Annotated in this window: 15 protein-coding genes; 9 read left to right on the top strand and 6 right to left on the bottom strand. The window is 40.5% G+C overall.

Annotated elements, in window-relative coordinates:
- Positions 1–5: 5 nt before the first annotated feature.
- From mreD to C0T34_RS08135, 8 genes are all read left to right on the top strand, one after another.
- Positions 6–494, top strand: coding sequence for a rod shape-determining protein MreD (mreD, locus tag C0T34_RS08170; RefSeq protein WP_098941219.1), 489 nt, complete (start codon positions 6–8; stop codon positions 492–494).
- Between the two features lie 52 nt (positions 495–546).
- Positions 547–1,134 (top strand): Maf family protein, encoded by a 588-nt coding sequence (locus C0T34_RS08165; RefSeq protein ID WP_098941218.1) that lies wholly within the window; start codon positions 547–549, stop codon positions 1,132–1,134.
- Positions 1,131–2,600 carry a ribonuclease G gene (gene rng / locus C0T34_RS08160; protein WP_109419274.1) on the top strand — a complete coding sequence of 490 codons (1,470 nt, stop codon included), beginning with the start codon at positions 1,131–1,133 and terminating at the stop codon, positions 2,598–2,600. Before C0T34_RS08165 ends, rng begins: the two co-directional genes overlap by 4 nt.
- A 45-nt stretch (positions 2,601–2,645) precedes the next feature.
- Positions 2,646–6,446 carry an AsmA2 domain-containing protein YhdP gene (yhdP, locus tag C0T34_RS08155; protein WP_109849992.1) on the top strand — a complete coding sequence of 1,267 codons (3,801 nt, stop codon included), beginning with the start codon at positions 2,646–2,648 and terminating at the stop codon, positions 6,444–6,446.
- Positions 6,443–7,303, top strand: coding sequence for a deaminated glutathione amidase (gene nit1, locus C0T34_RS08150; protein WP_098941216.1), 861 nt, complete (start codon positions 6,443–6,445; stop codon positions 7,301–7,303). The genes yhdP and nit1 overlap by 4 nt, the downstream gene beginning before the upstream one ends.
- Complete coding sequence (gene tldD / locus C0T34_RS08145; protein WP_109849991.1) at positions 7,300–8,745, top strand: metalloprotease TldD; 1,446 nt, start codon at positions 7,300–7,302, stop codon at positions 8,743–8,745. Before nit1 ends, tldD begins: the two co-directional genes overlap by 4 nt.
- 86 nt (positions 8,746–8,831) lie before the next feature.
- Positions 8,832–9,332, top strand: coding sequence for a ribonuclease domain-containing protein (locus C0T34_RS08140; protein WP_098941214.1), 501 nt, complete (start codon positions 8,832–8,834; stop codon positions 9,330–9,332).
- A complete protein-coding gene (locus C0T34_RS08135; RefSeq protein WP_098941213.1) occupies positions 9,332–9,613 on the top strand; it encodes a barstar family protein in 282 nt (93 codons plus the stop codon). Before C0T34_RS08140 ends, C0T34_RS08135 begins: the two co-directional genes overlap by 1 nt.
- Positions 9,614–9,686: 73 nt before the next feature.
- Here C0T34_RS08135 and yjgA read toward each other — a convergent pair whose 3' ends face one another.
- Complete coding sequence (gene yjgA, locus C0T34_RS08130; RefSeq protein ID WP_088495963.1) at positions 9,687–10,247, bottom strand: ribosome biogenesis factor YjgA; 561 nt, start codon at positions 10,245–10,247, stop codon at positions 9,687–9,689.
- A 187-nt stretch (positions 10,248–10,434) separates the two neighbouring features.
- Between yjgA and pmbA the strand changes: the two genes are divergently transcribed.
- Positions 10,435–11,763 (top strand): metalloprotease PmbA, encoded by a 1,329-nt coding sequence (gene pmbA / locus C0T34_RS08125; RefSeq protein WP_109849990.1) that lies wholly within the window; start codon positions 10,435–10,437, stop codon positions 11,761–11,763.
- Between the two features lie 117 nt (positions 11,764–11,880).
- On the opposite strand, the gene rnk is transcribed toward pmbA, so the two are convergent.
- The 5 genes from rnk to hpf form a co-directional block, all read right to left on the bottom strand.
- Positions 11,881–12,291, bottom strand: coding sequence for a nucleoside diphosphate kinase regulator (gene rnk, locus C0T34_RS08120; protein ID WP_075671465.1), 411 nt, complete (start codon positions 12,289–12,291; stop codon positions 11,881–11,883).
- Positions 12,292–12,466: 175 nt separating this feature from the next.
- Entirely contained in the window at positions 12,467–12,739 is a 273-nt protein-coding gene (gene npr, locus C0T34_RS08115; protein ID WP_075671463.1) for a PTS phosphocarrier protein NPr, read from the bottom strand.
- Positions 12,736–13,590: an RNase adapter RapZ gene (rapZ, locus tag C0T34_RS08110; RefSeq protein ID WP_023582880.1), complete on the bottom strand. Its 855-nt coding sequence runs from the start codon at positions 13,588–13,590 to the stop codon at positions 12,736–12,738. Before rapZ ends, npr begins: the two co-directional genes overlap by 4 nt.
- A gap of 79 nt (positions 13,591–13,669) precedes the next feature.
- The gene (ptsN, locus tag C0T34_RS08105; protein ID WP_023582879.1) at positions 13,670–14,137 is read right to left on the bottom strand and encodes a PTS IIA-like nitrogen regulatory protein PtsN; all 468 of its coding nucleotides are present in this window, start codon (positions 14,135–14,137) and stop codon (positions 13,670–13,672) included.
- 149 nt (positions 14,138–14,286) lie between these two features.
- On the bottom strand, positions 14,287–14,574 hold the full coding sequence (gene hpf, locus C0T34_RS08100) for a ribosome hibernation promoting factor (protein ID WP_036913954.1): 288 nt from the start codon (positions 14,572–14,574) through the stop codon (positions 14,287–14,289).
- Positions 14,575–14,587 lie beyond the last annotated feature (13 nt).

Genomic DNA, 14,587 nt, shown 5'->3' with positions numbered 1-14,587 from the left:
ACACGATGAATCCATATCAAAGTCGTGGACGTTGGGTTGTTTGGCTCTCTTTTCTTGTCGCATTGGTTTTACAAATTATGCCGTGGCCAGAACAATTAGCCGTGTATCGACCAATTTGGCCTATGTTGTTTCTTATTTATTGGATAACAGCTATTCCTCATCGTATCAGTGTCGGAACCGCATTTGTCTTGGGTATGATTATGGACTTAGTCCAAGGAACGACCTTGGGTGTTAATGCACTGGCCTATACTTTAGTGAGTTATGTCATCGCTTTTAAATATCAACTTTTTTGTAATTTAGCGTTATGGCAGCAAGCCTTAGTGGTGATGTTAAGCGTTGTCGTTGTTGATCTTGCTGTATTTTGGGCGGAATTTTTACTTTCACCAGTGACTTTTCACCCTCAAGTATTCTGGAATAGCCCAGTCAGTGGTATTCTTTGGCCATGGCTTTATTTTTTGCTTCGCAAAATCCGTCACCAGTTTTTAGTTCACTAAGTTATTGGATCATGGCGGTCACTTTTGCGTTACCGTCATGAGGACATTATTTGTGACCACGCTTTACCTTGCTTCCAGCTCGCCAAGAAGACGTGAACTTCTCGCGTTATTAGATATTGAATTTAGTATTATCACGCCAGCAATTGATGAAATTTGGCAACAAGGTGAAAAGCCAGAAGAGTATGTTCTTCGTTTGGCAAAAGAAAAATCACAAGAAGGTGTAAGACAAGCACCTCATGATTATCCCGTTTTGGGCTCTGATACTATTGTGGTTCATGATGGTCATATTCTTGAAAAACCTCGTGATAAAACCCATGCCACACAAATCCTACGTTCACTTTCAGGCGCAACACATCAAGTGATGACAGCAATTGCTATCTCTAATAGAACACGCACATTGAGTCAATTAGTCGTCACACACGTCACTTTTAGAGAGATGACAGAGAGTGAGATTAGCGCGTATATTGAGTCAGGAGAGCCAATGGATAAAGCTGGCGCTTACGGTATTCAAGGAAAAGGAGGCCGTTTTGTTCAACGGATTGAGGGGAGTTATCATGCAGTTGTCGGATTGCCTCTTGTTGAAACCGAAGCGTTGATAGCTCAATTTTCGTCTCTAGCTAATGAGAAGGAGATTTCATGACAGCTGAGTTATTAGTGAATGTGACGCCATCTGAAACTCGTGTTGCCTATATTCGTGGAGGCATACTTCAAGAAATCCATGTCGAAAGAGAAGCTAAACGAGGTATCGTCGGAAACATCTACAAAGGTCGGGTAAGTCGCGTATTACCCGGGATGCAAGCTGCATTTATTGACATCGGGCTGGATAAAGCCGCTTTTCTACATGCTTCTGATATTATGCCTCACACTGAATGTATTGCGGGTGAAGAGCAGAAGAAATTTAATGTTCGTGATATTGCACAACTGGTGCATCAAGGACAAGACTTAATTGTACAAGTGGTTAAAGATCCTTTAGGAACAAAAGGTGCTCGCCTTACCACTGATATTACATTACCTTCTCGTTATTTAGTCTTTATGCCTGGCGCATCTCATGTGGGCGTTTCTCAGCGAATTGATAGTGAAGAAGAGCGTGAGCGCTTAAAACAACTCGTTGAAGAGTATTGCGATGAAAATGGCGGTTTTATTATTCGTACAGCGGCTGAAGGTGTTGGCGAGCATGAAATTAAGCAAGATGCCGCTTTTCTTAAACGCTTATGGAATAAAATTATTGAGCGTAAGAAAAGAAATAAAACTCGCATTCAAATTTATGGCGAACTGGCTTTAGCACAGCGTATTTTACGTGATTTTGCAGGTTCTGAATTAGATAGCATACGAGTTGATTCTAAATTAACCTACAATCAATTACAGGAATTTATTGGTGAATATATTCCTGAATTAACCGCTAAACTTGAATTACACCAAGGCAATCAGCCTATTTTTGATCTCTATGGTGTAGAAAGTGAAATTCAACGGGCTTTAGAGCGCAAAGTTGAATTGAAATCAGGTGGTTATCTAATTATCGATCAAACTGAAGCAATGACCACTATTGATATCAATACAGGGGCATTTGTTGGTCATAGAAATTTAGAAGAAACGATTTTTAATACTAATATTGAAGCAAGCCAAGCCATTGCTCGTCAATTACGGTTACGTAATTTAGGCGGTATCATCATTATTGACTTTATTGATATGAATAATGATGAACATAAACGCAGAGTATTGGCATCACTTGAACAAGCACTAAGTAAAGATAGAGTGAAAACAACGATTAATGGTTTCTCTCAACTTGGCTTAGTGGAAATGACACGTAAAAGAACTCGGGAAAGTCTCGAACATGTTCTTTGTGATGACTGCCCAACTTGCCAAGGGCGAGGTACGGTAAAATCAGTTGAAACGGTTTGTTATGAGATTTTACGTGAAATAGTACGCGTGCATAAAACGATTGATGCAGATCGCTTCTTGGTTTACGCCTCTTCAGCAGTGGCAGACACATTAAAAGGCGATGAGTCACATGCATTAGCAGAGGTTGAAATTTTTGTCGGTAAACAAGTGAAAGTGCAAACTGAGCTACTCTATAGTCAGGAGCAATTTGATGTGGTGATGATGTAATGGATTCGCCTTCCTAATGAATATGATGGCAGAAAGGAGACAAAAATGAAGCGGCTGCCTAAATACCTGTTAGTGATAACAGTTTTTTGCCTCATCGTTTTTGCCTTGGTATTAAGCGGATTTCGCTACTTTCTGCCTCGCTTAGATAGTTATCGCCCTGAAATAGAATCGTATCTTACGAAGCAACTCAATAGCCCTGTCTCCATGACAAAGATTATGGGAGAGTGGCAGAATTTTGGCCCTGATATTCAAGTAGAAGGGCTGAATATTACCAATAAAGATGTGAACGTTACGGCAGAAAAAGTGACTTTTTCTTTTGATGTTTGGCGTTCATTATTCGCATTTCGCCTTCATTTTCGTGAATTGACCTTTGAGCAGTTATATGTTAATTACCATCGCCCTATTTTTACTGGGCAAAGTGGGGATATAACGTTAACTGAACCAGATGATATTTCTTCCATTTTTCTTGAACAGTTTGATCGCTTTAAATTGATTAAAAGTCGTTTTGTTTTTTTAACCCCTTCAGGAGACACCAGTACATTACATGTGCCTGAATTGATGTGGTTAAATCAAAAAAATCGTCATCGTGCTCAAGGTGAAGTCACTCTTGATACACCGGTTAATCATTATGGCGGATTAAAGGTGCGTCTTGATCTCTATACCACAGAGAACGGTTTAATCGATAACGGCAAAGTATTTCTTACCGCAGATGATATTGATATCTCACCTTGGCTTAGTCAGTGGGTAAAAAATAATAGCGGATTAGGTGAAGCCAAAGCGAGTTTATCTAACTGGATTGAAATTACTCAAGGGCGTATTACCGGAAGTCAATTGCAAATTCATCAAGGTGAAATGGATTGGAGTAGTGATGAAACCTCTCATGCATTAAAAGTTGAAGACTTAATATTGCGAATGAGAAGGCAAGAAAATGGTTGGCTTGCAGATATTCCTTATACTCGAAAAATTACCATGGATGGTGAAGAGTGGCCTGATGGTTATTTAGCGGTTCTTTATCAACCAAAAGAAAAACAACATGATGAAGTATGGCGTATTCGTGCCAAAAATATTGAGTTAGATAGGCTATATGCTGTATTGCCATTATTCTCTTTTTTAACACCTGATTTTGTTCGTCAATGGCAGTATCGCCAATTTTCTGGGATGGTTAATGATTTTGCATTAGATCTCACGCCTGAGCATTTCGAGCAAAGCGCGATTAATCTCTCATGGGAAAATGTGGGTTGGAAGCGTTGGCAAGAGATCCCTTCAGTACAACATTTCAGTGGGCAATTAAAAGGTAATATGCAACGCGGTGAACTTAATTTCGCGTTAGCAAACAGTGAAATAGATACTGGTGAATTGTTTAAAGCACCGCTGAATATTGAGAAAGGGAAAGGCACAGTTTATTGGACTCATTCTGGAGATGACTTATCTCTTTGGAGTGAAGGGTTAGATGTTCAAGCTACATCAGCATGGGTTACGGGTGATTTTCGTTACGAGAAACAAGGTGAAGATCAGCGTCTTTCTATACTCTCAGGTGTAAGAGTTACAAATGCAGGAGATGCATGGCGTTATCTGCCAGAGGAATATGTTGGTAAAGAGCTGACACAATACCTCTCAGAGGCGATTATTGCGGGTAATATCGATAATGGAACCTTTATTTTCCATGGTGATCCCGCCGATTTTCCTTTTGATAATCACAAAGGGCGGTTCCAAGTGTATGCCCCTGTTAAACACGCCACCTTTAAATTTGATAGCGAATGGCCCGCATTATTCGATCTAGATATTAATTTAGATTTTAAAAATGATGGGCTATGGATGTCTTCTGCACAAGCGAAAGTGGGTAAAGCCACTGCCACAAATTTAAGTGCAGTGATTGAGAGTTATCGACAAGAGAAGATCTTAATTAATGCAGATATTCAAGCTACAGGCGACGAGCTGAAAGAGTATTTCTTAGATTCTCAAATGGCGAGTATAGGTCATACACTTGAAGAGCTTAAAGTCGCAGGGAAAATCAATGGTACATTGAAATTAGATATCCCATTTGATGGTGAAGATGTGATTGCTTCTGGTGATGTTAATTTAAAAAACAATGATGTCACATTGAATTTTATGGATACCACCTTACAGGGCGTCAATGGACAATTTCGTTATCACAATGACAAACTTGAGAGTGATACATTAACGGCTAATTGGTTTGGGCAGCCTCTCGCTTTCTCATTTACAAGTCACAATGATACGGATAATTATCAGGTTGATGTAGGCTTGAAAGGTCAATGGGATATTCAAAAAATTCAAGGATTACCTAGCGATATTCAACAGAAATTTAGTGGTGTATTTCCTTGGAGTGGTAACGTTAATGTTAAGATCCCCGAAAAAGGCGATGTCGATTATCAAGTCGATTTAACCGGAAATATCAATGCATTAAATAGCAAATTAACCGCACCTGAAACGCAAGATTTAAAAACTTCACCGCCTATTGTTATTTCTGCAAAAGGCAACAGTGAAACCTTAAGCGTGAATGCCAGTGCTGAGAAACAGTGGAAACTTAATAGCCAATGGGCATTAGGAAAACAGTTACGATTATTACAAGGTAACCTTGTTTCTTCTTCTATTAAATTACCAGAATTGAGTTCACAACAACGCTTAACTATTGCCCTTAAAGGATTAGAGGGTGATAAATGGTTGCCAACATTAATGGCTTTTTCATCTTTAACGCCATCTGAAAATGAAATCACTTTTCCTGATAATGTGCACATCAGTTTGCCTGATTTAAATTTTGCAGGGCAAAAATGGCGTGATCCGCAAACTGAAATTATGCGCGTTAGTGACGGTGTAAAATTTGCATTTTCAGGAAATGAATTACGAGGCGATGTGTTTATTCCTGAAGCATCGGCACCTTGGCAAGTGAATATTAATTATCTCTATTTTAATGCTGTTTCTTCTACCCAAGAAGAAAAAACGTTAAAAATGGCGAACGCTCCTGATCCTAATGCATTGAAATTTTCAGTAAAAAATATCCCTTCTATTGATTTTGAATGTCGAGAATGTTGGGTGAATGGCCTGCTTTTAGGGCAAATTCAAGGTTCATTAAAGCAAAGTAATGGCACATTGCTTTTAACTGGCGGTAAATTAGAAAATAGCAGTGGCGAGCTACATGTTAATGGCGAATGGTCTGATGATATCGCAGGAAACAACATCACAAAGCTACAAGGTAAGCTAAAAGCAGATGAAATTGATGAAATGGCTGCTTACTTTGGCTATATCGTTCCTATTTTGCAATCTCCTCTTTCTGCTGATTTTTCATTACAATGGCATAATACGCCGTGGAATTTTGATCTTGCGACCTTAAATGGCGATATCAAATCTACTTTAGGTAAAGGGCGGATAGAAAAAGTGAATGTCGGACAAGCCGGTAAGTTACTTCGCCTTGTGAGTTTCGATGCACTTTTACGTAAATTACAGTTTGATTTTAGAGATACTTTCAGCGAGCATTTTGAATATGACTCGATTAAGAGTGAAATTACGATTAATCAAGGTATTATGAATGCTGAGAGTGTCCGAGTTGATGGTGTTATTGCCGATATTGCGATAAGTGGGAAAGTGGATTTACTTGAACGTAAAATGGACCTACAAGTTGTGGTAACGCCAGAGATTTCAGCAACAGTCGGTGTTGCTACTGCATTCGCTATAAACCCAATTGCAGGCGCCGCAGTGTTTGCGGCATCAAAGGTTCTGGGGCCACTCTGGAGTAAGATTTCAGTTATCCGTTATCATGTGACCGGAACTATGGAACAACCCAAAATTGACGAAGTACTGCGTCAGCTTAAGGAGAATCAGGCGTTATGAAAAAAGTTAATGTCGCACTTTTGCAACTTTGTAGCGGTAAAAACACAAAAAATAATCTGGCGCAAATTGAGCAACAGATTAAGCAATTACCCGATTCAGTGAAGCTTGTATTAACACCTGAAAATGCGTTACTTTTTTCAAACTCTAAAGATTACCATAAACACGCTGAAATTCAGGGAGATGGGCCTTTACAAAATGCTATCGCTAAAATGGCTCAGCGTTACAAAGTATGGATCTTAGTCGGTTCTATGCCATTGATTAGTCGAGACTCTCCAGACCAAATTACCAGCAGTAGCTTGGTGTTTGATGATGAAGGGGTTATTCGCGCTCGTTATGATAAAATCCATATGTTTGATGTCAGTATTGATGATGAGCAAGGCGAATATAATGAGTCTTCTATTTATCAACGCGGTGAGCGCTTAACCGTCGTTGATACTCCCGTTGGGAAATTAGGTTTAACGATCTGTTATGACTTACGCTTCCCAGGTATTTTCCAAGCATTAAGAGAAAAAGGTGCCGAGATAATCTCTGTGCCAGCTGCTTTTACCCGTTTAACAGGAAAAGCACACTGGGAACCTTTATTACGTGCTCGTGCCATTGAGAATCAGTGTATTATCTTAGCGCCAGCACAAGTGGGTACACATGATACGCGCCGGACTTGGGGTCATACTATGGCGATTGATGGCTGGGGTAAAGTCTTGAAAAAGAACCCTGATGCTGTCAGTGCGCTAACGCTGAATGTTGACGTCGAAAGTTTACACGGTATGCGTGAACAGATCCGTGTTGTAAAACATAACCGTTTTCGCCCGAAACTGACCCACTTAATCAAAAAAGTTAAGGATAAAGAAGAATTATGAGTTTAGCTGTTGTCAGCGAAAGTCTGTTGGAAGCAAACAAACTTAGTTTAGATGATTTAGCATCAACACTAGAGCAGCTTGCACAGCGTCAAATTGATTATGGTGATCTTTATTTTCAGTCAAGTTATCACGAGGCTTGGAGCCTTGATGATCAGATTATTAAAGATGGCTCTTACAATATTGATCAAGGTGTTGGTGTTAGAGCAATTTACGGTGAAAAAACCGGTTTTGCTTATGCTGACCAACTAACGCTTAACGCACTTAACCAAAGTGCTCATGCTGCACGAAGTATTGTTCAGGCTAAAGGTAATGGCCGTATCCATACTTTAGGAGCTATTCAACATTCTCCGCTATACAGCTTAAATGATCCTCTGCAAAGCCTTTCTCGTGAAGAGAAAATTGCATTATTGCATGAGGTAGATAAAGTCGCTCGTGCTGAAGATAAACGCGTTAAACAAGTTAATGCGTCATTAACTGGTGTTTATGAGCATGTGCTGGTTGCAGCAACCGATGGTACGTTAGCCGCTGATGTGCGTCCTTTAGTTCGCCTTTCTGTCAGCGTGCTGGTGGAAGAAGATGGCAAACGTGAGCGTGGCGCAAGTGGTGGCGGTGGTCGTTTTGGTTATGACTATTTTTTAACTAAAGTGGATGGTGAAAGCCATGCAGTCACTTATGCTCGTGAAGCAGTACGTATGGCATTAGTGAATTTATCAGCGATTGCAGCACCAGCAGGAACAATGCCTGTGGTATTAGGTGCAGGATGGCCAGGTGTATTATTGCATGAAGCTGTGGGTCATGGTTTAGAAGGTGATTTCAACCGCCGTGAAACCTCTGTATTTTCTGGTCGCCTTGGTGAGAAAGTCACTTCCGAGCTTTGTACGATTGTTGATGATGGCACTCTTGAAGGCCGTCGAGGCTCTGTTGCTATCGACGATGAAGGTGTTCCGGGTCAATACAATGTCTTAATCGAAAACGGCATCTTAAAAGGCTATATGCAAGATAAGATGAATGCACGTTTAATGGGTGTTTCACCAACAGGAAATGGTCGTCGTGAGTCTTATGCACATCTTCCTATGCCTCGTATGACAAACACTTATATGTTAGCAGGCAAATCTTCGCCTGAAGAAATTATTACTAGCGTTGATCGCGGTATTTACGCACCAAACTTTGGTGGCGGTCAGGTTGATATCACATCAGGTAAATTTGTTTTCTCAACCTCAGAAGCTTATTTAATCGAGAATGGAAAAATAACAAAACCAATTAAAGGGGCAACTCTGATTGGTTCAGGTATTGAAGCCATGCAACAGGTCTCTATGGTGGGAAATGATCTCGCTTTAGATAAAGGAGTGGGCGTTTGTGGTAAAGAAGGACAAAGCCTCCCTGTTGGTGTCGGTCAACCTACGTTGAAGCTTGATAAGATCACCGTAGGCGGTACTGCTTAATCTTTGTTATAGTTATTTATACGTATTAATTAAACTCCATCTTTTGATGGAGTTTTTTATCCTAGCGACAGTGAAGGTGCTAATTTATGGGTAAACGTTTATTACCAGTTATTATTGTTATTGCTGTTTTATTTGGTGTTCTCTATAAAGGTTTGCTTCCTGAAGCGAAAATATCATCCTCTTCATCGCCAGTTTCTGTTCCAACATCATCAAGCAATAGCAGCAATAAACCAGCACAACTCCCTCTTTCTATTGATGAAAAAACACAAGCCAATGCAGTGGCTAACTATTTACAACGTCATCAACAGCTACCGAGTTTTTATCTCACTAAAAAACAGGCAAGAGAACAAGGCTGGAATGCGAAAGAAGGTAACTTATGTGAAGTTTTGCCGGGAAGAGCAATTGGTGGCGATCGTTTTATGAACCGTGAAAAACAGCTACCAGAAGAAGCAGGACGCCAGTGGTATGAAGCTGATGTGAATTATCACTGTGGTCATCGTGGTAGCGACAGATTGCTCTATTCGAATGATGGATTGATTTATGTCACCACCGATCATTACCGTACAATGACAAAGGTTGCTCCTTAATGAAACAGGTTATCTTCGATTTTAAGATACTAGTAGATAGAGATGCTTTTTATCAGGATTTTGCACTGCAATTTCAGTTAGATGATAATTTTGGCGATAACCTAGATGCATTATGGGATGCATTGGTGGGAGGAATAGAATTGCCTGTCAGTATCGTTTTCAAGCATCTACCTCATCATTCCCGTGATTTTCAGCCTTTAGTGGAAGTGATGCAAGAAGCACAAAATGAGCTTGGTAAAGACGTATTGAGCTTTCATTGTGAGCATAAAGCACAAAAGTAATTAAGAGCAAAAAGTACGCCCTGAAAATCGCAGTGATACTGAGTTTACACTGCGTTTTCAGGATGATCAGGTTTTATGCTGATTCTGATAAATCTTTTAGATATTGAAATAGTAAGCGGAATGATTTTGGTGGCTTATTCGCTTCTTTTTCTTTTTTCGCATTACGGATAAGTGTGCGTAATTGTTGACGATCGGCCATTGGATAAAGCGCCACGACTTCTTCAATCACTTCATTGCCACCTTCGACAAGGCGAATTCGCAGATCTTCTAGTTTATGTAACACTAATATCTGTTGGTTGTGACGGTTTTTCAGTTTATCGAGCGCTTGGCGGATCGGATCTTCGTCCACATTGCGTAGTAGTTTTCCAATATATTGAATTTGGCGACGGCGTGCTTCACGCTGTACTTTTTGTGCTAATTGAATAGAGGCTAATAATTTCTCATCTAATGGCACACGTTCTAATTCTTGCGCACTTAATTCAACTAATTCAGTACCCAGTTTTTTGAGTGCTTCAGCATCACGTTTAATTTCGCTTTTGCTGACCCAGATGATTTCGTCCTCTTCTTCCTCTTCTGACGACGTATCGTCAAATTCAGGATTGAGGTAATGCCACTCTTCAGGCTGCTTTGCCATAATAAAAATTCCTGTTGCAGAGTAAGCCGGGAGTGTGATTTGGTGAATGACCAAAAGCCCGACGGGTGATAACATTCATATATCTTCTATTGTAACTGGGAAAATCGCTTGTTGACCACCTGCCAATTGATTTACTTTGCTAAAAATAAGTAAAAAGTGATGTTCTCCTTAGGAAAAATGGTTCTCAATGAATAATTCAGATCAGGTAAAACAGCTTGAAGACGCCGTCTCACTCGCATTAGAGCTAGCTGCAAAACAGTGTGATAGTGCCGAAGTCGCTATTAATAAATCGACGGGCATAAGTGTGAGTACGCGTTATGGTGAAGTTGAAAATGTTGAATTTAACAGTGATGGTGCTTTAGGCATTACGGTTTACCAACAACAACGTAAAGGTAGTGCATCTTCAACAGATTTAAGTCCTGATGCAATTAAGCGTGCTGTACAGGCCGCTGTGGATATTGCGCGCTACACTTCTGTTGATCCATATGCAGGACCTGCTGATCAAGAGCTATTAGCTTTTGATGCGCCTTTCCTTGATCTTTACCATCCTACCGAGGTAACGGCAGATAAAGCGATTGAATTAGCATCAAGAGCAGAAAAATCCGCTTTAGATAGCGATAGCCGTATTATTAATACCGAAGGAGGCAGCTTTAATAGCCACAGTGGAACCCGTGTATTTGGTAATAGCCTTGGCTTATTAAAAAGCTATTCATCTTCACGCTATTCTATGTCGAGTTGTGTTATTGCTCGTGATGGTGAAGATATGGAGCGTGATTATGCCTACACCATTAGTCGTCGTTTTGATGATCTAGAATCACCAGAATGGGTAGGTCAAGAATGTGCTCGCCGTACTTTATCTCGCCTTGCACCTCGTAAGCTCCCAACTATGAAAGCCCCCGTTATTTTTGCAGCCGATGTTGCGACAGGTATTTTTGGTCATTTGGTTGCGGCAATCAGTGGTAGCATGATTTATCGTGAGTCTTCTTGTTTGCTCGATAGCTTAGGTAAGCAAATTTTCCCTCAATGGCTAAATATTCAAGAGCGTCCTCACTTAATGAGAGGCTTGGCATCAACACCGTTTGATAGCGAAGGTGTGCGCACAACAGATGCCGAAATCATTAAAGATGGCATATTACAAGAGTGGCTATTAACCACTTATTCAGCAAGAAAACTGGGTTTAAAAAGTAATGGTCATGCTGGTGGGATACATAACTGGTATATCCCAGGGCAAGGTTTATCGTTTGATGCGTTGTTAAAAGAGATGGGAACAGGTCTTGTTGTCACTGAATTGATGGGACAAGGCGTCAGCACAGTAACGGGTGATTATTCTCGTGGCGCGAGCGGTTTTTGGGTTGAAAACGGTGAAATCCAGTACCCTGTAAGCGAAGTGACTATTGCGGGTAACTTAAAAGATATGTGGGCAAATATTGCCGCTATGGGTGATGATATCGAGATGCGCAGTAATGTTCAGTGTGGATCGCTGTTATTACCAGAAATGAGTATTGCAGGTGAGTAAATTTTAGAGAGTTATCGCGACCTTTAATCTCAGCCCGCAATGGGCTGAGATATCGCGTTTATCAGTGAGCTTTTCAATTTGAGAAGATAAAAATAAGACGCGAACCTTCAGCTCTGCTTAACGGTGTAATTCACCCGCAGCTTCAGGTTGGTATAGAATTTCTAATACTTTAACCTTGGTTTCAAGGCCATTTGGTAGCTTCCAACTGATCTCATCATCAATCGCTAAACCTAGTAGCGCAGCACCCATTGGTGCCATAACGGAAAGTTCAGTAGTGCTGTCTTTTAATGAAGCAGGATACACTAACGTACGAGTACGCTCTTCATTATTTTTTAAGTCCATAAAACGGACTTTGCTGTTCATTGTGACAATATTAGCAGGGATATCAGCTGGTGTAACAATGTCAGCACGATCTAACTCTTCATTCAATGCTTCAGCAATCGGGCTATCTGCAAATGCCGGTTGTTCAAGTAATGAATCTAAACGTTCTGCATCAAGTTCGTTGATGATAATTGTTGGCTTTGTCATACCACACTCCAATTTATTCCAATGCAAAACAACACCCCCACGGGTGAGGTGGGGGTGTTGTTAAACTCATATAAGAGATAATAGGCGGTTCTGTATAAAAAAGAAAGAGACAGTGATCACAGTCTCTTTCGGGTTATTTAGTTAAGAAATGCTAATCTATTGTTTTCTATTACGATTATTCTTCATCAAACCCCGATTCAAATAATGCGATAATAGCATTAATAGCTTCATTTTCATCACTACCAGTAACTTCTATATCAATTTGACTGCCTTGCTCTGAATCTAACATCAGCATAGCAATCACACTATCCGCTTGTGCTTCAACCCCTTCGTTGTTGCGTAAAATGACGGTTGATTGAAATGTTTTTACTAAATCAAACAATTTCATCGCAGGTCTTGCATGCATACCGAGTCGATTTTTAATCGCAACTTGTCGATATTGGGTCATTTGCGTTTTTCTAGTGTTCTGTGGCGTGATTGTACGTTTTTCCCTCTAGAACGGAAATAATCTGCGAGTTGCTCTGCAACATAAACAGAACGGTGTTTACCTCCCGTACAACCAATCGCAACCGTCAAATAACTACGGTTATTGGTTTCTAACATCGGCAACCAAAGTTCAAGGTAGCTTCTAGTTTGATAAATAAAGTTATGAACTTCGGTGTGTCTATCTAAGAATGCCGCGACAGGGCGATCAAGACCTGTCATTGGACGCAGTTTAGGATCCCAATGTGGATTTGGTAAGAAGCGCACATCAAAAACATAGTCTGCATCAATAGGAATACCATGCTTAAAGCCAAATGATTCAAAGACCATCGTCAGCTCACGTTCACGCTTACCTAATAAGCGAGTACGCAACATTTCTGCGAGCTCATGAACTGACATCTCAGAAGTATCAATGATGAGATCAGCGCGCGATCGCAATGGCTCAAGTAGATCACTTTCGGTATCAATTGCCATTTCTAATGAAAGGTTCTTGGTAGAAAGAGGGTGAAGACGTCGAGTATCACTATAACGACGAATTAAGGTATTTCTATCTGCATCTAAAAATAAGAGTTGTGGAGAATATTCAGCGGGTAAACTTTCCAGCGCTTTTTCGAAGATCTCCGGCGACTCTGGCATATTTCGGACATCAATACTGACTGCGGCAGCAGAAGCATCACGTTCAGCCAGTGTTTTTGCTAGCTCAGGTAAAAGATCAACAGGTAAGTTATCAACACAATAAAATCCCATGTCTTCAAGCGCACGCAAAGCGACTGACTTACCTGAACCAGAGCGTCCGCTGACTATCATCAGCACCATGAGGTAGCTCCCCTATAATTTCCCAGTGATGAATATCATTCCACTGTATGCTATTCGCGTCCTACTAAACCCGTAGGGGTTATTCTGTGATAATCTGATAAAGCTCTTCATCACTTTGTGCGGAGCGTAGTCGGCGACATAAGTTTTTGTCTGCCAACTGTTTTGCAATCAAAGACAGTGTGTGTAAATGTTCCTTACATTGTGTCGCAGGAACGAGTAATGCGAACAACAAGTCGACAGGTTGATTATCAATAGCGTCGAAGGCAATAGGTTCGCTTAGGTGAAGAAACACACCAACTACTTTTTCTGTTTCATCACTTTCAATACGTCCATGAGGGATAGCTAAACCACCCCCAATCCCTGTTGTACCGACTTTTTCGCGCGTCAATAAAGCTTCAAATATCAGTGTTTCCGGTAAATTAAGTGCTTTTGCTGCATTTTCACTGATAATTTCTAACGCGCGCTTTTTACTCGTGCAATGTACATCATTATGCGTACATGCCAGAGAAAGTACGTCGCTAATATTCATCTTTGTATCGTTGTTCATTGTCTTATTCACTTAGACCAGCAAACCAGATGCCACAAGGTGACATCTGGTTTTTTGTTACTGATATTGATTAGGCGTTGGCTTAAACCGAGTCATAAACAACGCAGTAACTTCGCCGATTGTATCCCCATTTTACAATGGGAAATGAATTAATGTTGTCTCAGTTTATCTTTGTGTTTGGTTAATTGACGAGCCAGTTTATCCATTAATCCATCAATTGCTGCGTACATATCTTCTGCTTCCGCAGAGGCATGCAATTCACCGCCATTAACTTGAATGGTCGCTTCCGCGATTTTATTAACTTTCTCGACTTTCAGGATCACCTGAACGTTATTAATTTTGTCAAAGAACTGAGGTAATTTCGCGCTTTTTGCTTTGACTGTATCACGCAGAGCATCGGTTAATTCAATATTATGACCAGTGATTTGAAGTTCCATAGTGTCTTCCTTC

Source organism: Proteus sp. CA142267 (genome assembly GCF_003336825.1).
GTDB lineage: Bacteria > Pseudomonadota > Gammaproteobacteria > Enterobacterales > Enterobacteriaceae > Proteus > Proteus terrae.
This window is presented reverse-complemented; position numbering and strand designations above follow the sequence as displayed.